This is a genomic window from uncultured Salegentibacter sp., assembly GCF_963972535.1.
GTDB lineage: Bacteria > Bacteroidota > Bacteroidia > Flavobacteriales > Flavobacteriaceae > Salegentibacter.
In genome coordinates, this window is record NZ_CAXAVR010000003.1 from 14,193 (window position 1) to 36,374 (window position 22,182).

The 22,182-nt window shown below is 35.5% G+C and carries 18 protein-coding genes; 5 read left to right on the forward strand and 13 right to left on the reverse strand.

From position 1 onward, the window contains the following. Positions 1-13 precede the first annotated feature (13 nt). From AACZ30_RS00775 to AACZ30_RS00795, 5 genes are all read right to left on the reverse strand, one after another. Positions 14-1,024 carry a YihY/virulence factor BrkB family protein gene (locus AACZ30_RS00775; RefSeq protein ID WP_075326978.1) on the reverse strand — a complete coding sequence of 337 codons (1,011 nt, stop codon included), beginning with the start codon at positions 1,022-1,024 and terminating at the stop codon, positions 14-16. Next, positions 1,024-1,545: a DinB family protein gene (locus AACZ30_RS00780; RefSeq protein ID WP_339646773.1), complete on the reverse strand. Its 522-nt coding sequence runs from the start codon at positions 1,543-1,545 to the stop codon at positions 1,024-1,026. The genes AACZ30_RS00775 and AACZ30_RS00780 overlap by 1 nt, the downstream gene beginning before the upstream one ends. A 1-nt stretch (position 1,546) precedes the next feature. Next, positions 1,547-4,120, reverse strand: coding sequence for a phosphoenolpyruvate carboxylase (locus AACZ30_RS00785; RefSeq protein WP_339646776.1), 2,574 nt, complete (start codon positions 4,118-4,120; stop codon positions 1,547-1,549). A 95-nt stretch (positions 4,121-4,215) separates the two neighbouring features. Further along, on the reverse strand, positions 4,216-4,695 hold the full coding sequence (locus AACZ30_RS00790) for a winged helix-turn-helix transcriptional regulator (RefSeq protein WP_037314044.1): 480 nt from the start codon (positions 4,693-4,695) through the stop codon (positions 4,216-4,218). 75 nt (positions 4,696-4,770) lie between these two features. Continuing rightward, a complete protein-coding gene (locus tag AACZ30_RS00795; RefSeq protein ID WP_339646793.1) occupies positions 4,771-5,934 on the reverse strand; it encodes a M14 family zinc carboxypeptidase in 1,164 nt (387 codons plus the stop codon). A gap of 278 nt (positions 5,935-6,212) precedes the next feature. Between AACZ30_RS00795 and AACZ30_RS00800 the strand changes: the two genes are divergently transcribed. Continuing rightward, a complete protein-coding gene (locus AACZ30_RS00800) occupies positions 6,213-6,623 on the forward strand; it encodes a helix-turn-helix transcriptional regulator (protein ID WP_339646796.1) in 411 nt (136 codons plus the stop codon). Between the two features lie 49 nt (positions 6,624-6,672). After that, positions 6,673-7,047, forward strand: a complete 375-nt coding sequence (locus tag AACZ30_RS00805; protein ID WP_339646799.1) for a lipoprotein — start codon at positions 6,673-6,675, stop codon at positions 7,045-7,047. A 1-nt stretch (position 7,048) separates the two neighbouring features. Here the strand turns inward: AACZ30_RS00805 and mscL are convergent, their stop codons facing one another. From mscL to AACZ30_RS00840, 7 genes are all read right to left on the reverse strand, one after another. Next, on the reverse strand, positions 7,049-7,504 hold the full coding sequence (mscL, locus tag AACZ30_RS00810; RefSeq protein WP_339646801.1) for a large-conductance mechanosensitive channel protein MscL: 456 nt from the start codon (positions 7,502-7,504) through the stop codon (positions 7,049-7,051). Beyond that, entirely contained in the window at positions 7,505-10,153 is a 2,649-nt protein-coding gene (locus tag AACZ30_RS00815) for a DNA gyrase/topoisomerase IV subunit A (RefSeq protein WP_339646804.1), read from the reverse strand. Continuing rightward, entirely contained in the window at positions 10,153-10,635 is a 483-nt protein-coding gene (locus AACZ30_RS00820; protein ID WP_339646807.1) for a hypothetical protein, read from the reverse strand. Before AACZ30_RS00820 ends, AACZ30_RS00815 begins: the two co-directional genes overlap by 1 nt. After that, complete coding sequence (locus tag AACZ30_RS00825) at positions 10,632-12,494, reverse strand: DNA topoisomerase IV subunit B (RefSeq protein ID WP_208225696.1); 1,863 nt, start codon at positions 12,492-12,494, stop codon at positions 10,632-10,634. Before AACZ30_RS00825 ends, AACZ30_RS00820 begins: the two co-directional genes overlap by 4 nt. Positions 12,495-12,616: 122 nt before the next feature. Then, positions 12,617-13,045, reverse strand: a complete 429-nt coding sequence (locus tag AACZ30_RS00830) for a response regulator (protein ID WP_075326988.1) — start codon at positions 13,043-13,045, stop codon at positions 12,617-12,619. Between the two features lie 207 nt (positions 13,046-13,252). Beyond that, entirely contained in the window at positions 13,253-17,584 is a 4,332-nt protein-coding gene (locus AACZ30_RS00835) for a PAS domain-containing protein (RefSeq protein WP_339646811.1), read from the reverse strand. A gap of 198 nt (positions 17,585-17,782) precedes the next feature. Further along, positions 17,783-18,355: a T9SS type A sorting domain-containing protein gene (locus AACZ30_RS00840; protein WP_339646814.1), complete on the reverse strand. Its 573-nt coding sequence runs from the start codon at positions 18,353-18,355 to the stop codon at positions 17,783-17,785. A gap of 218 nt (positions 18,356-18,573) precedes the next feature. Between AACZ30_RS00840 and AACZ30_RS00845 the strand changes: the two genes are divergently transcribed. Then, positions 18,574-19,452, forward strand: a complete 879-nt coding sequence (locus AACZ30_RS00845) for a helix-turn-helix domain-containing protein (RefSeq protein WP_075326991.1) — start codon at positions 18,574-18,576, stop codon at positions 19,450-19,452. Between the two features lie 73 nt (positions 19,453-19,525). Here AACZ30_RS00845 and AACZ30_RS00850 read toward each other — a convergent pair whose 3' ends face one another. Next, positions 19,526-19,879 carry a 4Fe-4S dicluster domain-containing protein gene (locus AACZ30_RS00850; protein WP_057483042.1) on the reverse strand — a complete coding sequence of 118 codons (354 nt, stop codon included), beginning with the start codon at positions 19,877-19,879 and terminating at the stop codon, positions 19,526-19,528. A gap of 134 nt (positions 19,880-20,013) precedes the next feature. Here AACZ30_RS00850 and AACZ30_RS00855 point away from each other — a divergent pair, with 134 nt between their 5' ends. After that, positions 20,014-21,063: an acyl-CoA reductase gene (locus tag AACZ30_RS00855; RefSeq protein WP_339646821.1), complete on the forward strand. Its 1,050-nt coding sequence runs from the start codon at positions 20,014-20,016 to the stop codon at positions 21,061-21,063. A gap of 32 nt (positions 21,064-21,095) precedes the next feature. Next, on the forward strand, positions 21,096-22,160 hold the full coding sequence (gene serC, locus AACZ30_RS00860; protein ID WP_339646824.1) for a 3-phosphoserine/phosphohydroxythreonine transaminase: 1,065 nt from the start codon (positions 21,096-21,098) through the stop codon (positions 22,158-22,160). Positions 22,161-22,182: the final 22 nt, after the last annotated feature.

The window sequence follows — 22,182 nt, forward strand, 5'->3', positions numbered from 1 at the left end:
GTTTAAAATGAGGCTATTTTTTATTTTTGGTCATCTGCTCATTTTCCCGGTTTTTCTCCCAGTTCATATTATTTTTAAGCGTATCTATAATTTCCTTTTCTTCCTCTAATTGGGTGCGCTTTTGTTGTAGTTTTTCCAGTTCCTGGTAAATCGCCGGTTCTCCATATTTATTGGGTACTACTCTTTCATTTTTAAGCAGGGCGTATTGTACGGTAAATTCGGCACCAAAAAATAAAATAAGACAGGTATAATAAACCCAAAGTAGAATTAACACTACCGAAGAAGCTCCGCCGTATACCGATGCCGGTTCACTTTTTCCGAAGTAGAAACTTATTAAGGCTTCACCAACAAGGAATAAAATAGTAGTTACCGCGGCTCCTAAATAAGTGATTCTCCAACGTAATTTAATATCAGGTAGTAACTTGAAAATGGCGGCAAATAAGGTGGTTATCACGAGAAATGAAATACCAAAATTTACAGCCTCTACCATAAACGCGGTTACCTGAGGTGCATATTGCTCAATTTCATCTTTTAAAATTCGAATTAATGCTGAAATAACGAGTGAGAGCAAAAGTAAAAGACCTATTACCATGACCATACCGAAGGAGATAAGTCTATCTAATAAGATTCTAAGGAAATCGGTTTGCTTGGCCGCTACATTCCAAATATTATTCATAGCCATTTTAAGCTGAAAAAACACCCCGGTAGCACCAAAAAGCAACATTCCTATTCCAAATATAATTGCCCAGGTAGATTCTGTGGCCAGGGCGGCACTGGCAATCATGTTTTCTATAGCATCTGCCGGCTCCTGCCCTACAAAACCACTAATCTCTGAAGTTAACCTTCCCTGTACGGCTTCCTGTTCAAAAAAATACCCGGCAATAGTTACCACAATAATTAATAAAGATGGTAAAGAAAACAGGGCATAATAAGCTATAGTGGCGCTACGCGCATAGGGTTCGTTCCTATTCCAGCTTATGTAGGCTTGTTTAAAAAGTGACCAGGTAGTTTTGAGGAATTTCATTAAATCTGATATTTCTCTTTAAAAATTTCAATATGATGTTTGGTATGGCCCGCAGTAATAAAACCCAATGCCCTGCAACTGGTAGAACTTCCGCTAACAAATCCCTGGCATAACAACATCTCTTTTGAAAAACTTTGGTAAAGCGAAATCCCAGCATTTCTAACTGCTTTAAATTCCTTTTTGAGACTTTTTAAACTTCGCAGTTTTGCAGCGCTGGCAGGAACATAAGCTTCGTGATCAAAACCCGGTAATTTAATTTCCGGTTCTCTGGCGAGTGTAAGCGATCTATATTGGAAAATTCGTTCTACATCTATAATATGCTGAATTACTTCAGCAACGGTCCATTTACCTTCAGCATAACTATAACTAAGGTCTTCTGGTTTTATCCTGTCTAATAATCCCAGGAACTCTTCTCTGTTTTCAAGAAGTAAAATCCCCAGCTCTAAATTGCCGGGGATTTTTTGTAAATATCTGTCGTAGTACGCATTGTACTCGTTAGAATTTAGGTTTTTTGCTATCATTTTAAGCAGAATTTCTACTTGCGTTAATATTTCCGTAAAGGGAACGCGTTACCATTTTTTCATAAACTTCAAGCATTTTACCGGCACTTTCGCCCTGTTCCTGAAGTTCCTGAACTTTTCTAAGCGCGTGCTGCTGAATGGTTAGCAATGGTAAAACAATTCCTTCACGTGCCTGAATTGACGCTCTACCGGCCGGCTGATTTTCCATAAGCTCATCATATCCGGTTACTTTTAAAAGCATGGCGTGGGTACGCTTATATTCAGCATAAATAATCTTCCAAAAATCTCCGAATTCCTTATCCTGCTCCATATACGCGGTTAGCGCGAAGAAAGACTTGGTAAGACTCATCATAGAATTTTCAAGTAAAGTTTTAAAGAAGACCGAATTTTTATAAAGCTGCTGAACTTTGTCAAATTCCCCAGCTTGCTCAAACTTCTCTAAAGCTGTACCTACCCCAAAGAACCCTGGAACATTTTGTTTTAATTGACTCCAGCTTCCTACAAATGGAATGGCCCTTAGGTCGTTCAGGTTAAGTTTAGCATCCTTATTTCTTTTAGATGGTCTACTACCAATATTGGTTTTTGAGTAATATTTTAAAGTACTCATTTTTTCCAAATAAGGGATAAACTTTTCGTGTTGTTTAAAGTTGGTGTAGGTTTCGTAACTTATCTCAGCAAGATGCGTCATTGTTTCCCGATCTTCATCGGTTAACTGATTTTTTCCTTTGCTAAATATTTCGTTAGAAACCCCAGAACTAAGCAGTTGCTCCAGGTTATATCTACAAGAATCACGGGTTCCAAAATTAGAACTAATGGTTTGCCCCTGTACAGTTAACTGGATTTCTTCATTTTCAATTCCAGAACCAAGAGATGCATAGAATTGGTGGGTTTTCCCACCACCACGAGCTGGTGGTCCTCCTCTACCATCAAAGAATACAACTTTTATGTCATATCTCCTGGAAACCTCAGTTAGCATTTCCTTGGCTTTATAAATACTCCAGTTGGCCATTAAATAACCACCATCTTTAGTACCGTCACTAAACCCAAGCATAATAGTTTGTTTGTTTCCTCTCCTTTTTAAATGCTCACGGTAAACAGGATTGTTATATAAAGTCTCCATCACATCGGGAGAAGCTTTTAAATCTGGTACGGTTTCAAAAAGAGGAATAATATCTACAGTTGGTTTATTCCAGCCACACATTCTCAAGAATGCAAATGGCTCTAAAATACTTTGCGGTATTTCACTATGGCTAATTATATATCTATTAGCCCCATTTTCTCCATTTTTACTCTGAATTTCCTGCATAGCGTATATAGAGGAAAGTGTAGATTTGGTGATACCGTCTTCATACTTTTCAGGATCTATATTCCCTTCAACCTTTGTAAGCGCTTCTATTTGTTCTTCGTTAGATAGAGAAGCATAATTTTTAGGAAGTAAATTTGGCTGGGTTTTAATAATTTCCTCTAAGACTTCAGCGTGTTTCCCGGAATCCTGGCGTATATCTAAAGTAGCAAAATGATACCCAAAGATATTTGCTTTGTTAATAAGATCATCAATCTCTTCAACAAATAACCCCTGGTGTTTATTTTCAACTATATCTTTGATTTTATGCAATTTAGACTTAAAGTCTTCAAGTGACATTTTAATCTTTCCGGTCTTGGATATTGCACTTTGATATAGCGGCGTTTCTATTTCGGTAATAATCGCGTCTACTTCGCTAAAGGTTACCCTTCTTTTCAGCTTTCTAATATCGCGGTAGTAGTTCATTAAAATAGTGCTTCTTAACCTTTGCGCTACTTTCAAAGTAATTTCAGTAGTTACAAATGGGTTACCGTCACGGTCTCCCCCTGGCCAGAATCCTAAATTGATGACCTGGTTACCAATATCTTCACCATCAAAAATATTCTGCTGAATATAATTATAGATCTTACTTACACTTTGGTAGAAAACATTCTCAAAATACCAGATTAAACTTACGGCTTCATCGTAAGGTGTTGGCTTCTCTTTTTTAAAGAATGGAGTTTTACCAAGTTGCGCCAGTAGTTTCTTTATAAGCGTAATATCGTTCTTTTGAATCGCTTTGTCCAAATCGGTGATAATTCCTAAAACCGCTCCCGGATAAAACTGTGTTGGGTGGGCAGTTAAAGTTGGCCTTACGTTAAAACGCTTCAAATATTCCCGCAGCTCTGGTGTTTTGTCTTTAGCTTCGGCTTCCTCTTTTACATTTCTAAGGGTTCCGCGGCCATCCATATTATTTACTATAGGAAAAGATGCATCTTCAATAGCATCAAAAAGCACTACCTGTCTTTCTATATATTGAATAAACCTGAAAAGTAAACTGATTTGATGCTCTTCTGAAGGATCATCCTGATATTTACTGAAGAAGCTTTCAATAATTTCTGAAGGGTTTTTATTTTCCTTAAAGCCTGCTTCACAAATTTCCTGAAAAAGAGGCAGCAGCGATCCTGTTTTACTAATATCGTCAAAAGGCAGCGTTAAAAATATACTGTTATAAACCTGATATTTTGAAAGTACGCTTTCATTAAAACGTTCTAGTTTTGGTTCTCTGTGCATAATTAATTTTAGTTGATTAAGATTAAATTTAAAGTTATAAAAAAACCCTTTAAACATAGAAGCCTAAAGGGTTTTTATAATAAGTTTAGGCTTATTTACATATCCTGAAAAATAGAGTGCATTAAACGTTTTTTATCATTTAAGCTCTCTTCTAGAGAAATCATAGTTTCTGTTCTGTACACTCCTTCAATATCGTCTAATTGAAAGATTACTTCTTTAGCATGTTGGGTATTACGTGCTCTAATTTTACAAAACACATTAAATTTACCTGTAGTAACGTGAGCAACAGTAACAAAAGGGATTTCGTTAATGCGTTCTAATACAAATTTGGTTTGAGAAGTATTCTTAAGGAATACGCCTACGTAGGCAATAAACGCATAACCCAGTTTCTTATAATCTAGAGTTAAAGAAGAGCCTTTTATAATACCTGCTTCTTCCATTTTTTTAACCCTTACATGAACCGTTCCCGCCGATATTAGCAGTTTCTTCGCAATATCGGTAAATGGAGTCCTGGTATTCTCAATTAACATATCGAGAATCTGGTGATCTGTTTCGTCTAATTTAAACTTGGCCATTTTTTAAATTTCTTTATTTATATGAAATTCAAAATTAATACAAAATCCTTGAATAATTGCTAAGGTTTTTGAGAATTATTCACATTTAAGAGGTAATTCTACATCATTTAGAGTGATTTTATTAACTACAACGTTTTCGATAAGCCTAGATTCTCCATTAATTTTAATTTTTTTATTCTCACAATAGAATTCTTTATGTGCGAACTTGTCAATTTTTGGTTCTATTTTTTCTATTTCCGGTAAAAACATCACTTTTTCATCTTTCACCCCTTCTTTATATTGTATAGCAATATCTACTACTCCATTTTCGGTTTTTACCTCCCTTAAAATAATATCGTTGAACAATTTTCTGTTTTCGGGAATATTCTCGTAATCGCGATAATCTATGTCTTTAAAACTTTCTTCACTTATTCCTTTTAAAACCGAAATTAAAGCCAAAAACACATATTTCCTGCTTTCTTCGCGCTGGTAATCTCCGGGATAATGCCCGGCTTCAAAAAGAATGGTTGGTGTTTTGGTACTTTGAAAAGTATCTCCGGTACAGTTAATATTAAAAGCATCGTCATACCTTCCTATTCTTCCAGGAAGTAATTCAGAAAGGTCTGAAGCTATTTTAGCGATTAACTGCATACTTTTAATTCGGGGTGGGAATATCTGCCTGTCTTTATCCATAGAAGGCGTTAGAAACGACAAAACAGCTGATTCTGCTTTATCCCCGGCGCTAAATATAGTGCGTTGATCGTGTAGGTTTAGACAGAAATCAGGATGAAAATTATCGAATTGTTCTCGTAAAATCCGGCTTTCCGGCTGACTTAAATCTTGTGCATCCCTGTTTAAGTCTATTTTATTTGCATTAACCCGGGTGTAGGCTTCTGCTCCGTCTGGATTCAACATTGGAATTATACAAAAACTGCAATTGTTTAAAATAGATTTCACCAATTCACTCTCCTTATACTTATTCATATAATTAAGAAGATCAAAAACAGCTTTAGTGGTTGTAGATTCATTTCCGTGCATTTGTGACCAGGCAAGAATTTTAATTGACCCTTTACCAAATTGAATACTATGAATTGGTTTTCCTAAAACCGATGCTCCAATTTCTTTTAGCGAAAATTCTTCTCCTAATTTATCCAGTAAAACCTGAATGTCTTTTTGCCTAATATACCTACCGGAAATTTCCTGGTTTTTAAATGAATTGTAGTCTTTATAAAGTTGAGTAATTAATGCTGATTTTTTCATGTTTACAAAAGTAAACAATACAAATTTCACAATTGTAAACAGTTAAATTTACTTTTGTTTGTTACAAGTGTAAACATTCGCTCAACTTAATATACACGCGACATGGAATAAATCCTATGCACTTATTTTTAAACCATAAAATGTTTATTTTTAGTTGCTTATTTATTATTATATAAATATATAGTTTATACGGAATAAATAAATCACAATTGTAATTTGCAGGCTATTTAAGCTTTGATTACATTTGTAAATACCAATTACACTCAATACAATTTACAATGGTAAACACTGAAGATTTTTCTAAACGTCTGCACAAAATCCTTGAGTTTTATGAATTATCTGCCGCCGGTTTTGCCGATAAAATTGAAGTTGGACGTTCCTCTATTTCCCATATTTTATCGGGTAGAAATAAACCCAGTTTAGACTTTGTGATGAAAGTTGTAAAGTCTTTTCCTGAAGTTGAATTGTATTGGTTATTAAATGGAAAAGGAAGTTTTCCTCCTTCAGAAAAACCTACACCTCTACCTGGGACCAAACAGGAAATTAGCAAAACTCAACCACCACTGGAACATACTATCGAGGAGAAAAATGAAATGCCTTTTCCATTTCCACAGCAAGGAAAAAGCAAACCCATTAGAAAAATTGTTATTTTTTATGAAGATGGCACTTTTGAGGCCTTTGAAAATTGACAGTCCGGGGAAAATAGGTTTATTTTGCAGTTCAAAAGGAATTGCAATAATGAAGAAGCTTTTACTACTATTAAGCCTGGTTTTTATTTTAACGGGCTGTTTTGAGCCGGAAAGAAATTGTACAGATTTTAAAACCGGCACATTTGAGTATAAAACCTATTTAAACGGCGAATTAGCCACTTCTACCTTTATAAGGAACGATTCTATAGAAATTGATAAATTCCAGGGGAAATCAGATACCTCATCGGTTAGATGGATAAACGACTGCGAGTATATTCTTAAAAATTTAAATCCGAAGAGTATGGCCGAGGAAAAACCCATTCATATGAAGATTTTAACCACCAATAAAGATGGTTATACCTTTGAATATGGGATTGTAGGCCAGGATAAAAAACAACGCGGCCAGGTAGACCGCGTGAAATAGATTAATCTTTATTCGAAAAATTCTTTTTAAGCAACTGGTTTTGCTCTTCCATTAGATGGTTCATCTTCGATAAAAGCTCAATATCTTTTGGGGTTACTTCCCGCTTATCGTCTGGGTTTTCGGCTTTAGTTCTAAATCGGTTCATCACTTTTATGACCAGGAAAATAGTAAAACCAATAATAAGAAAATCCAGGAAAGCTTCTATTAAAGCGCCGTAGCCAATCGCCACTTCCTCAATAGCGGTAATACCTTCTGCTTCTACAACACCATCACGTAACACCCATTTCTTATCGGCGAATTCAATACCGTTGGTCATAAGGCTTAAAGGTGGCATCACCACTTCTTTCACCAGGGTATTGACAACAGAGTTAAAAGCGGTACCTATTATAATACCTACCGCCATATCTACCATATTTCCCTTTATGGCAAACTCTTTAAATTCTTTTATAATCCCCATTTACTCATCAAATAATGTTCCCTGACTTTCGGAAGAGTCAGCTTTATCTTCCTTTTTACCCACGATATTTAACTTGTTCTTTTCATCTGAAACCGCTTCATCGTCTATCACCTCAATATCTTCTGCAGGTGTTTCTTCTTCCTCTTCGTATGGTAAAGGTTCTAACGGATTTATCTGTTTCACCTTATCTGTAGTTAATTGGTTTCCAAGAGCCTTAATACCCTTTACCGAAATAAATTCTTCAATATTCACTTCTTCGTTAGGACGCTGTTCTTTGCCACGTTGTTTTGAGAATACTATTTCCGCTTGTGGGTAATAATCGGTAGAAACCAGTTCTAAATAGGAGTTTTCATGTTCGCTGATAAACTTTTCTTCCTTGTCTGGATTTTCAATTAAAAAACGTTTTACATAAAAACGCTCTTTTTCCGGTTCCCAGTAAATTGCTGAAATTGGCTTTTTAGGCACCCATTTTTCCAATATTACCATTTCTTCATCAAAACGGGTAGTAAGTTCAGGAATTATGGTTTTTGCAGTTCCGTCCTGCGTAACGATCAAAATTCGATCTTCTCCCCTAAATTCTCCTAGGAGTTCTCCGCGTTCATCAACATTCAATCTTTTTACCGTTTCATCAAACCAGATTCTTCTTGGCTTTAAAGTAGAAACGCCTTCTTCTTTAAGCTCTACGCGTTTTACAGCATATTTGGTAACAATATTTCCTTTTACGTTTCTGCCCTTAATAAGCATATCGGCAAAGTCTACATCAAATTTTAATTTTTTAATGCTACCAACTTGTCTTAAAAATATAGTCACTACTTCAGCTTCACCATTCGGGTTTGCTGTAAAGTAATGCACTTTTGAATCTTTCTTCCCTTGGGATAAATCGTATTCCCTATCGCGAGTTACCGAAGTTACCGAGAACCGTTTTATATATGAGGCACCAGCTTTACCGTCTCGGTAGATCATATTATAAATGGTACGCTTATCTTTTTTCTTAAAAATGGCAACGTGAATAATATCTTTACCTATAAAGGTTTTGGTATCTACCTTGGTGACCATCATTTTACCATCTGCAGTAAAACAAATAATATCGTCTATATCACTACAATCGGTTACATATTCGTCTTTCTTTAGCGCGGTACCAATAAATCCTTCTTTACGGTTTACATAAAGTTTTGAGTTTCTAATCACCACCTTGGTAGCTTCAATATCATCAAAAATACGAAGCTCGGTTTTTCGGTCTTTTTCTTTCCCGTAATCCTTCTTCAGTTTAGTAAAATAGGCAACCGCGTAATCTACCAAATGATCTAAATGGTGTTTCACATTGGCGATCTCATCTTCTAAAGACTCAATTTTTTGCTGCGCTTTATCTAAATCGAATTTTGAAATTCTTTTGATCCTAATTTCGGTAAGCCTGGTTATATCTTCTCGGGTTACGGCGCGCTTCAGGTGTTTTATATGTGGTTTTAAACCTTCATCTATAGCATTGATCACGCCATCCCAGGTTTCTTCCTCTTCTATCTCACGATAAATTCGTTTTTCAATAAAAATTCGCTCTAAAGATGAAAAATGCCATTGCTCTTCCAATTCGTCAAGCGTGATCTCTAATTCCCTTTTCAGCAAATGAAGCGTATGATCTGTAGAGCTTCTTAATATTTCTGAAACTCCAAGGAAAATAGGCTTATTATCTATAATTACGCAGCCAAGCGGTGCGATAGAATTTTCACAATAGGTAAATGCATAAAGCGCATCTATGGTTCTATCTGGAGAAATATTATTTGGCAAATGAATAAGGATCTCAACTTCAGCAGCGGTATTATCCTCAATCTTTTTGATCTTAATTTTACCTTTATCGTTCGCTTTTAGAATAGAATCTATAAGACTCGTGGTAGTGGTTCCATAGGGAATTTCGGTAATTGCCAATGTATTTTTATCATACTGACTAATTTTAGCTCGCACTCTAACACGACCTCCACGCTTCCCATCGTTGTAATTTGAAATATCTGCAATTCCACCGGTTGGAAAATCAGGGAATAAAGTGAATTTTTTTCCTTTTAAATGTTTTATAGAAGCATCTATAAGTTCATTAAAATTATGCGGAAGCACACGGGTACTCAAACCTACAGCAATACCCTCGGCGCCCTGTGCAAGCAACATAGGGAATTTTACCGGCAGGTTTACGGGCTCCTTTTTTCTACCATCGTAAGAAAGTTGCCATTCAGTTAATTTCGGATTAAATAAAACTTCCAGCGCGAATTTAGATAAACGAGCTTCAATATATCTTGGTGCGGCAGATCGGTCTCCTGTTAAGATATTTCCCCAGTTTCCCTGGGTATCTATAAGAATATCTTTCTGGCCCATTTGTACCATGGCATCCCCAATACTGGCATCCCCGTGTGGATGATACTGCATGGTATGCCCAACGATATTGGCTACTTTATTGTATCGCCCATCGTCCAGATCTTTCATAGAATGCATAATACGGCGCTGCACCGGTTTAAAACCATCTTCCATGGCAGGTACCGCACGTTCCAGAATCACATAAGATGCATAATCAAGAAACCAGTCTTTATACATTCCGGTTACTTTTATAAGCTCTTCTTTTGGTTGTTCTAAATGTTCATCTTTAGCTTCTTCCTGGTTTTCTTCCATTAAGCTGTAGTTTTTTGATTTTCCACTATTTTCTGCATAGAAGCTATCATGCCACGCTTCTTTTTACGGCTGAGAAAAGTAGTATTAAAAGTATATTTTTTGTAACCGCGTCTTCTGCGCGAACTTATGTAAATTGTTACTGCGGAATAAAAAAAGTAATCACAAAATCTAAATTTACCCAGCTTACGCTTGGGAAATTCGGCCTTCTTTACCCGATATTCCATAAATTTTGAAAAGAAAACCCCGTTATTCTTTAGATTAAGGGTTTCACCATCGCTATCAAAATCGAAACTCTGACCTATTTTATGCACATAGAAACCAAGTATAAGCACCACGATGTTTGGTACATAATGACTGAACCTTACCGGTTCTTCGCTACTCATTAGCTCTATATTCACGAAAATATTGGTGACAAATATTGCCACCAAAACGATGTACATTGAAGGAACTATTTTTACTTCATTTCTATTGGTGAATCTCATAAGCCCAACTCTTCAATAAGGTCAAGTTCAACTTTAAGATTGTCGATAATAAATTCCTGCCTGTCTGGCGTATTTTTACCCATATAGAAATTAAGCATTTCGTCTATAGACTTTTCTTTGTCCAGCATCACTGGATCTAATCGAATATCTTCTCCAATAAAATGCTGAAATTCATCTGGTGAAATTTCCCCTAAACCTTTAAATCGGGTGATTTCTGCTTTTCCGGTTAATTTTTCTACTGCATTTCTTCTTTCGGTTTCGCTGTAGCAGTAAATTGTTTCTTTTTTATTACGAACCCTAAATAATGGTGTTTGCAGGATATAAAGGTGATTTTCCTTAATTAATTCAGGGAAAAACTGAAGAAAAAATGTAATAAGCAATAACCTAATGTGCATTCCATCTACATCGGCATCAGTTGCAATTACTATATTGTTGTACCTAAGATCTTCTAAAGACTCTTCAATATTAAGTGCGGCTTGCAATAAATTGAATTCTTCATTTTCGTAAACAATCTTTTTACTTAAGCCATAACTATTTAAAGGTTTTCCTTTTAAGCTGAAAACCGCCTGCGTATTTACATCACGAGATTTGGTGATAGAACCACTCGCCGAATCTCCCTCGGTAATAAACAAAGTAGTTTCTAAATAGCGTTCTTTTTTACTGTCTCCAAGATGAATACGGCAATCACGTAATTTTTTATTGTGAAGGCTGGCTTTTTTAGCTCTATCCTTTGCAAGTTTTCTAATTCCCGAAAGATCTTTACGCTCTCTTTCTGCCTGTAAAATTTTTCGCTGAAGCCTATCGGCAGTTTCCTGGTTTTTATGCAGGTAATTATCCAGCTGTGTTTTTAGAAAATCGTTAATGTAAGTCCGGACGGTGGGCATTTTGCCTCCCATATCTGTAGAACCCAGTTTTGTTTTGGTTTGGCTTTCAAAAACCGGTTCCATAACTTTAATACTAATCGCTGAAACTATGGATTTCCGTATATCACTAGCGTCATAATTTTTTCCGTAGAATTCGCGTACCGTTTTAACGATTGCCTCTCTAAAAGCCGCAAGGTGTGTACCTCCCTGGGAAGTGTTTTGCCCATTTACAAAAGAATGATATTCTTCACTGTATTGGGCTTTACTATGGGTTAATGCAACTTCAATATCCTCACCGCGCATATGGATAATTTCATATAAACGCTCATCTTCGTGAATACTATCTTTTAAAAGATCTTTAAGTCCGTTTTCTGAATAGAATTTTTCACCGTTAAAAATTATGGTTAACCCGGGATTCAGGTACACATAATTTTTCAGCATTTTTTCTATGTATTCATTTCGGAATTTAAAATTCTTAAAAATCACCTCATCGGGAACAAAGGTTACTTTGGTTCCGCGACGGCGGGAAGTTTCATCAAGATGCTCTTCGTCTTTTAATTCTCCCTGCTCAAATTCTGCAGCGTGAGATTTCCCATCCCTGGAAGATTCCACTCTAAAATATGATGAAAGTGCATTTACTGCTTTAGTACCAACTCCATTAAGTCCAACCGATTTCTTAAAGGCGCGGGTATCGTATTTCCCACCCGTATTCATTTTTGAAACTACATCAACTACTTTTCCTAAAGGAATACCACGACCATAATCACGAACAATAACACGCTGATTTTGCACCGAGATCTCAATGGTTTTTCCAGATCCCATTACAAATTCATCAATACTGTTATCCAGTACTTCTTTTAGGAGAATATAAATCCCATCATCTGCACTGGAGCCGTCTCCCAGCTTACCAATGTACATCCCGGGACGCATTCTAATATGTTCTTTCCAGTCTAAAGACCGTATATTATCTTCGGTATACTTTGTTTCCTGGCTCATAAGTGGTTCATGGAGTTGTGGCGCTAATATAAGGTATAGCGCAAAAAGTTAAAACAATGCAAGCGGATTTTAATTAACAAAGATTTAAAATATAATGTTAATTATATTTTGAAGAAAAACGACTATTTAGAGGGATGTTTTACCAAATTCACCCAAAACTCCTCAATTTGATTCACGGCTTTCATAAAATCTTCTACTTCTATAGGTTTTGTGATATAACAGTTAGCATAATTCTGGTAAGAAATATCTATATCTTCTTTGGAAGAGGAAGTAGTGAGCATAATTACTGGAATTTGTTTCAGGTCTTTATGCTGTTTAACAAATTTAAGAACCTCGTGCCCATTCATTTTTGGAAGATTTACATCCAGTAAAATAAGATCTGGGGTAAGTGCTTTTACATGCGTTCCTTTTTTATCCAGAAAATCCATAGCCTCTTTCCCATCTCTAACCACACTTAATTTATTTAGAATTTTACCGTCTTCAAGCGCTTCAGAAGTTAAAAGTATATCGCCTTCATTATCTTCAACCAAAAGTATGTGGATAGATTCCATAGCTATAAGAATTTATTTGAAAGTTTTAATAATAATCTACCACATAGTAACTTATGGGTATTCATAATTGACAATTATTTGATATTCTAAGCAAGATCGATGTATTTATATCTCCATTACCGAGTAGAATATACGGATTTACATAATAATTAACTAAAAATATAAATCATTTTTAATGTAAATCTAATTATTAGAATCTATTTATTATTATGAAATATACTTGGAAATGGTAAAGTGAAAAATACTCCCATTTCCTTCCTGGGATTCTACCCAAATGTTACCGCCCAGGTTCTCAATAATTTTTTTGGTTACCGCGAGTCCCATTCCGGTACCCGAATATTCATCCCTATGGTGCAGGCGCTGAAAAATCACAAAAATACGATCAAAATATTCCTTATCTATCCCAATCCCGTTATCTTTTATGCTAAATTCCCAGAAATTTGCAGTCTCCTGAAAATCAATGGTAATCGTAGGATTAATCTCTGCTTTGCTGTATTTAATAGCGTTGCTAATAATATTTTGAAATACCTGTCTTATAGGACTTTTTGGCACTTTTATTACGGGTAAATTTACATATATAATCTTTACATTTCTTTCCTCTATCCTTTTCCTGTACAGGTATTTAATTTCTTCTAAAATATCATCTAATGCAACAGTTTCAAGTTTATCTTCGGTTCTACCTACCCTGGAGAATTCTAAAAGATCTAAAATAATTTGTCGCATTCTTTTTGCACCATCTACGGCAAAATCTATATACAACAAACCTTTTTCGTCCAGAACATCTGCATATTTCTTTTCTAATTGGGTTAAAAAGCTTGTCACCATGCGCAATGGCTCCTGGAGGTCATGAGAGGCTACGTAGGCAAACTGCTCTAATTCTGCATTTGAAGCAGCCAATTCTTTGGCTCTTTCTTTTAATTCTGCATTAAGCTTTTTAAGTGATATTTCGTATTGTTTTTTACGCGAAATATCCTGCATTGCACCAACTACCCTAAGGGCTTTATTATTTTTATCACGCACTACAAAACCCCTGTCAAAAACATCCATATATTCATCCTGCGCATTTATATACCTATATTCTTCTTCCCAAATCGTATCTTCACTATTAAGAAATTCCTGAAAACTATTAACAATTCTCCCCTGATCTTCTGGATGAATTTTATTGTACCACGTAGAAAGTTTCGGTTTAAATTCGTTCAAATTATAGCCGAATAAATTTTCGAATCCTGCACCCCAGAATAATTCCCCTTCCACTACATCATAATCCCAAATAGCATCAGAGGTGGCTTTGGTTACATAACGATATCTTTCGTTTGCATTTTCAAGTTCCTTTTCATAAGCTCTAATGTCTGAAACATCACGAAGTACTCCAATCATTCTCACCGCTAAGCCTCCCTCATTTCTAATAATATAGCCGTTATCAATAATATTTAAAAAATCTCCGTTGGCTTTCCTAAATAGATATTCAGAACTCCATTTGTTTTTACTCTTATCTTTTAAACTATTTTCCAGACTTTCATATACTTCACCTATATGATTGGGGTGAACACCTTCGCTCCATTTTTCGAGCGAAAACTTTGCATCCTCCCTATCGGCGCCAACCATTTTGTAAAACCCATCTCCCCATTTAAGCTCATCTTTTACCACATCCCAATCATAAATAGCATCTTCGGTAGCTTTATTTACAAATTCGTAGCGTTGATTGCTACGTTTTAAGGCGAGTTCATTTATCTGAAATTCAATAATTAACTGTAGCAATCCAACCGCTCTTTTAATACTTCTTTGCTCCTTTTTTTCTTCAGAAAAATGCTCTTTTTTATAAAAAACCGTAAAAATACCCAGTCTTTCGCCTTTTGAATCTATAATTGGGTAAGTAGAGCAGGATTCAATTTCATTTTCTAATGCCAGTGCTTTTAAATTGGAATCTGGAACTTTATTTATTTTTAAATTAACAGGTTTCCCCTCGTCAAATACAGAAAATATTTTTTCTCTTTTTTCAATTCCCAGCTCATTTAAAGCTTCTACAAGAGAGGGCTCAATTTCACCGGAAGCCCAATAAGATAAATTCTCGTTTTCAAACCTTTGAATAACAAAAAATGCATTAGGATTTATCTTTTCCAGGCTCTCCACATAAAAATTAAGGATTTCCTTTAATCGGGAAGTTTTTTTAAAATTCATTTCCAGGACTTTTCGCTCTAAATTCTCTAATTCCTGAAAACGCTTCTTATCGGTAATATCCCTGGCGTTAGAAACAAATCCGTTTACTGCGGGATCATCAGAAAGATTGGTTAAGGTAGTTTCCAACCATCGCCAATCTCCATTTTTGTGCTTAAACCTAAAGCCACTAATTTCTATTCTTTTTTGCTGGTCTATTTTTGCAAATTCCTTTTGAACCTTTGGGAGATCGTCAGGATGAATAAAATCAAATGCATTTCTATTTTTAAAATCTTCCTGGGTAAAGCCTAAAACAGAAACTGAAGTAGGGCTTGCATAGATATAATCTCCATTTTCATCTAATATGGCAATTAAATCGCCACCTTCCTGCACCAAACCTTTAAAACGTTGCTCGCTTAACTGAATTTGTTCTTCAGCTCTTTTTCTTTTCGAGATATCTGTCATAATACCTCTTAACCATTTGATTTCCCCGTTTTCTCTTATTACCGAAACCACATCACTTAACCACACATAACTACCATCTGCTTTTTGCATTCGGTATTCAAAGCTGTGGTTATTTCCTTTTTTTACCTGGTTAGAACAAAAATTTACCGCGTATTCACGGTCTTCAGGATGTATATGGTTTTGCCAAAAGCCTGCATCGTGATACCAATCTTCAGGCTTAATTCCTATTAAATCTTTTGCCTGTTCACTTACAAAGGTAAACTCAAAGGTTTTTGCATCCATTTCCCAAAAAACACCTTCTATGCTGTTTATTAATCCTTCATATTGCTTTTTGGCTTCATTGAGCGATAACTCTGCTTCTTTTTTTTCTGAAATATCAATCCCTATACACTGAATTTCATTTGGATTTCCTTCGGCATCACATAAAGCAATAAAATCCCATACCGTAGTTCGGGTTTTACCATCCCTTCGGGGTTTTCCTATCTCTATTTGAAATGTTTCATTAGGATTCTCCAGGCATTTAATGGCAGTTTCCTGCACTTTTGGCCTGTCTTCTTCCACAACCGCTATCATACAACTATTTCCAATTAAACCCTCCTCTGTATGGATCCAACCAAAATCTTCTTTAAATTTTGAATTGTAATAGGTATAATTTCCGTCGGTATCGGTTCTAATAACATAATTGGTTTGAGACTCGAGTAAACTACGCTGCCTGGATTCATTAATTTCTAATAATTCATACGCCAATTTTTCTTCGGTTACATCTAAAACAATGCAATCCCAAACTACACTTTTATCTGCCAGTTTCTGCGGAGTTCCAAATCCCCTATTCCATCGCAAACCTCTTTCGGGATGTTTTACCCGCCACTCATAGGTCCACATATTTAAATTACCGGCAGATTCATTGATTGTTTTTTTAAGTCCCGGCACGTCATCTTCATAATACAAATCCCATACAACGCTATTGTCTCGCGTTGCTTCCTGTGGGGTGATCCCCCAAACATTCCGAACTCCTTCGCTTATGTACATTAATTGGTCATCACCATTTGGTTTAAGTTTATATCTAAAAACAACTCCTGGAATATTATCGTTAATGTTTTCAAGTCTAATTTGAGCAAGTTTACGGGAAGTAATATCCTGGGTAGCTCCAAATACTCTAACACATTTTCCGTTTTTAAAATGTGGTTTCCCCGTGGCTCTTATCCATTTATCATTATTTTTTGCAGTAATAATTTCCAGTTCAAGATCAAAAGTTTTACCGGTTTCAATGGCATTAGAAACTGCATTTTTTATGGTGGTCCTATCTTTTTCTGTTTTATAAAAACCTATCGCAGCATCAAGACCCGGTGAAAAATCTTGCGAAACCTCGTGAATTTCCTTAAGCATTTTAGACCAGGAAAGTGTATTCTGTTCAATATCCAACTGCCAGCTGCCAATTTTTGCAACTTCCTGAGTTTCTTTTAGAAATTTTTTATTTTCCTTTAAATTTTTCAGCGAAACCTGCCCCTCTTCTCTGGTTCTAATTACTTGAGTTATATCACGTACCCGGTGTAAAATAAATTCAATTTCACCATTTTCATTTTTAATAGGAATATTATCTGCTTCCCAAATTTTTCGCTGTAGTGCACCCTTTTCATCTGGCAAGTCATATCTTACCTGGGGAATATGATTTGGTTCGCCAAATTCTATAGCTTCCCTAAAAAATTTAGTAATTATTCTAATAAAATCGTGATCTCTATTTTCTTTACCAAAAACTTCCAGCATACCATTTCCCACCAATTGTTCGCGCTTCATTCCAGAAGTATTTATAAAGGCACGATTAACTTCAATAATTGTAAATTTTGGATCATCTGGTAGTAATAAGAAACAATTGTCAGGAAAAGACAGGAATACTTCTTTTTGTTGCGTGAGGTTAATCATTACAGATTGGGATTACTGGACTTGAATTTAATTATTTAAAATAAAGCGCTAATTGTTTTGGAAAATACTTAAAATTTGTGAGACTATTTTAATAGGAATAAAAAAACCGAAACTGGAGAAACCAGTTTCGGCCTTTAAATAATAAAAGCAGGAATTTTAGGTGCAAATTCCTGCTTTAAGTTGAATTAATAAACTTACTTAAATTGAAAGTTTTTCTGTAACTGTTTTGTCAGCAACGTTTAGTGTAAATGTGTATTCTCCCTTTGGCATTTTAGAAAAATCCAGGGTTTTGTTCATTGTGTAACCTTTTCCTTTAACTTCTCCTACAAGTTTTCCTGTAGCATCATATACCTTTAAAGTGGCATTAGTTTCTGTTGGATTGGTTAGAAAAAATTTCACTTTTTTAGATTCCACTCTGTAAATTGGTTTAAAAACAACCGCAGCAGTTTTATCTTCAATGCTTATTCCAGTAGAAGATTTCTTAATTTCTGTAGTGTAAATCCCATTAAGATCTTCTGTATTTAAAAAGTAAGTTCCAGCAGGAATACGACTAAAATCTATTTGTTTCTTATAATTCCCATCAAGAGCCGGGCTATCCTTAAATAGAATAAATCCTGAAGCATCTTCTAAGCTTACTGTACTTACATTATCTAATTCTACAATTAGCGTTTGCCCTTTATCAACACTAACTTCCACACGGTCAGCTGCATACATGTTTATTCCGGTTACCAATACTACTAGTAATAACGAATTTTTCAATAGTTTTTTCATAATTTTGATTTTTAATTGTTAATACCCCTTGTTTACAACTACAAAGATAGCGCACTTTTACCCTGCTGAATAGTAGTGAATAAACAAGAAAATGTGCTATATTGATCTTTACATTAATTTAATATTGAATTATTGTGCATATAGCATATTTTGGAGTTAATTTTGCATTAAAGACCTATATTAAGCCCATATTAACTAAGTGTTAATTTATTGAGAATATGCTAAAAACCAGTAAACCTTCTTTTGAAAAAGTAGACCCAAGCTTTGGAAGTTCATTTTCTTTTAAAAATTTTAACCAGGATCATCAAAACAAAAACCACACATTTTGGCATTACCATCCCGAAATTGAACTTGTTTATGTAAACGGAGGATCTGGTAAAAGACAAATTGGAAGCCACGTCTCTTATTATCAAAACGGTGATCTTATATTAATTGGCGCCAATCTTCCGCACTGTGGATTTACAGATAGTTTAACCAATAACGACCGGGAAACCGTTATTCAGTTCAGCCCAGATTTCCTCGGAAAAAATTTCTGGGAAATTCCTGAAATGAGAAATGTGCGGGTTTTACTTGAGCGGGCCAAAAATGGAATTGTTTTTCACGGAGAAGATAAAAACCTTATTGGGGAAAAGATAGAAGCCTTAAGCTCATTAACTAACTATAAAAGGCTACTGGGTTTGCTAGATGTTCTTAATATGCTTGAAAATGCAAAAGATTTTACGCTTTTAAATGCCGAAGGCTTTGTACTGGATACCGAACTGGAAGATCACAATCGAATTAACGTGATCTTTAATTTTGTAAAGAACGAGTTTAAAAGAAATATTGCCCTGGAAGAAATTGCCGATGTGGTGAGTATGACGGTGCCGGCTTTTTGTAGATATTTCAAAAAAACGACTGGAAAAACTTTTGTACAATTCGTGAACGAATATCGCCTGGTACACGCTGCAAAATTACTACACGAAAAGCAAATAAGTATCACCGATGTGTGCTTTGAAAGTGGTTTTAATAATTTTAGTCACTTTAACAAGCAGTTTAAAAAGTTTACCGGTAAGTCACCTTCGGTTTATCGTAACGAGATTAAGTTCGCGGTTTCATAAGCAATTCTATTATATAAAAAAAGATCCCATTTCAACTAAAATGGGATCTTGTATATTCTAAATTCAGCAGAATTTATTCGTTCTCGTGCATAAATTTCTGCTTTGCGAGTAATTCTTCTTCGCTTTCTACGTGTTCATCATCTGGTACACAACAATCTACGGGGCAAACCGCAGCACATTGTGGTTCTTCGTGAAATCCTTTACATTCTGTACACTTATCTGGTACAATATAATAGATCTCATCACTAATAGGTTCCTGGGCTTCGTTAGCATCGGCTTCTTTCCCGTTGGGTAGTACCACGTTACCTTCCAGGTCTGTACCATCGGCATAACGCCAGTCATCTGCACCTTCGTAAATTGCTGTATTTGGGCACTCGGGCTCGCAAGCACCGCAGTTTATGCACTCATCTGTTATAACAATTGCCATAGCTTTTTTCTTTGTAATTTAATTATCATAAAACTTAGTTGGTATTTCCCGTCGTTTTTTAGGAGTTTGCCGCCTTAAGTTTTAATTTCGCGCTACAAATTTAAAGCCATTGGCTATCATAACCAAATAAGGAAATGACAATCGAAGAAAGAAAATCATATTTTGTTCAAGTGGGAAAATTCCTGAGTCTTTTTGGGGATGCCACTAATAATTCAATAAAAATAACGCCTGAAAACGAAAGATTTTTTAATGAATTAAATGATAAAATTGATCAAGCGGTTCATTATAACGGCTGGTTTACCCGAGAAAACGTGATTTTTTCACTTCAGCAATGGAGCAAAGCGCTAACGCAAAGCAATTTGGATCAATGGCTTGAACCTTATAAATTCGATAAACCAGAACAAAAAACAGTAGCCATTATTATGGCAGGCAATATTCCATTAGTTGGATTTCACGATTTTGTTTCGGTTTTAATTTCTGGGCATAAAGTACTGGTAAAACAATCTTCTAACGATAAACAATTGTTACCGGTAATTGCCGGGTTTTTAATGAATATAGCGCCAGAATTTGAAGAACGAATAAAATTTACTGAAGAGAAACTTACCAATTTTGATGCGGTAATCGCTACCGGAAGTAACAATACTGCACGCTATTTTGAGTATTATTTCTCGGGGAAACCTAATATTATAAGAAAAAACCGAAATTCGGTTGCCATTCTTACCGGTAATGAAAGTAAAGAAGAACTGGAAGCTCTGGGCGAAGATGTTTTTAGATATTTTGGTTTAGGTTGCCGCAATGTTTCTAAACTTTATCTTCCCGAAAACTATAATTTTGATGCTTTCTTTAAGGCGATGTACCCGTGGAATACTTTATTGAATTCAGCTAAATACTCCAATAACTACGATTATAATAAAGCAGTGTATTTAATGAGTGAATTTAAATTGCTGGAAAACGGATTTCTTATTCTAAAAGAAGACCAAAGTTTTGGCTCCCCTATCGCCACCTTGTTTTATGAAAAATATGAGGATGAAAAAGAATTACAGGAAAAACTTGAGCAAAATAAAGAAAACCTGCAATGCGTTGTAGGAACAAATGCTGAAGTTGATTTTGGCCAAACCCAACAACCAAAATTATGGGATTATGCCGATGGCGTAGATACTTTAAAATTTTTAGAAGAACTTTAAAACATAAGACTAACCACTTTTATAAACCAACTATGAAAAAACATAATTATAGCGCCGGACCCTGTATTTTACCGCAGGAAGTTTTCAAAGAAGCCGCGCAGGGCATTTTAAATTACCAGGATTCAGGCTTGTCTATTATGGAAATTTCGCATCGCAGCGCTGCTTTTGTAGATGTGATGGAAGAAGCCCGAAACCTTTCGCTGGAACTTTTAGGACTTCAAAATAAAGGCTATAAAGCCTTGTTTCTGCAAGGAGGTGCCAGTATGCAATTTTTAATGACGGCTTATAATTTACTGAATAAAAAAGCAGCTTATCTCAATACCGGTACCTGGTCTTCTAAAGCAATAAAAGAAGCGAAACTTTTTGGCGAAGTAGTTGAAGTGGCCTCTTCTAAAGATAAAAACTTCAATTATATCCCAAAGAATTATCAAATTCCTTCTGATGTAGATTATTTTCACTGCACCAGCAATAACACCATTTTCGGAACGCAAATAAAAGATTTCCCTGATGTTGATGCCCCGTTGGTGTGTGACATGAGCAGCGATATATTTTCCAGGGAACTCGATTTTTCAAAATTCGATCTTATTTATGCAGGGGCCCAAAAAAATATGGGTCCGGCAGGAACTACACTCGTGATAATTAAACAAGATATTTTAGGTAAAGTTGAGCGTGAAATTCCATCTATGCTTAATTACAAGGTACACCTGGAAAAAGACAGTATGTTTAACACTCCGGCTGTTTACGCGGTGTATATTTCGCTATTAACCCTAAGATGGATTAAAAACCACGGCGGAATTGCAGCCATGGAAAAACGAAATAATGAAAAAGCTGATCTACTTTATAAAGAAATAGATAGAAATCCGCTTTTTAAAGGTTTTGCTGAAGTTGAAGACAGGTCTCCAATGAATGCCACTTTTAATCTTGTAGACGAAAGCAAGAAAGAAGATTTTGACAAACTTTGGAAAGATGCTGGCATTAACGGACTTAACGGTCACAGAAGTGTTGGAGGGTATCGGGCCTCTATGTATAACGCCTTAGATATTGAAAGCGTAAAAGTACTGGTTGAAACAATGCAAAAGCTCGAACAACAGTCATAAATAAGAAGCCTGAAACTGGTTC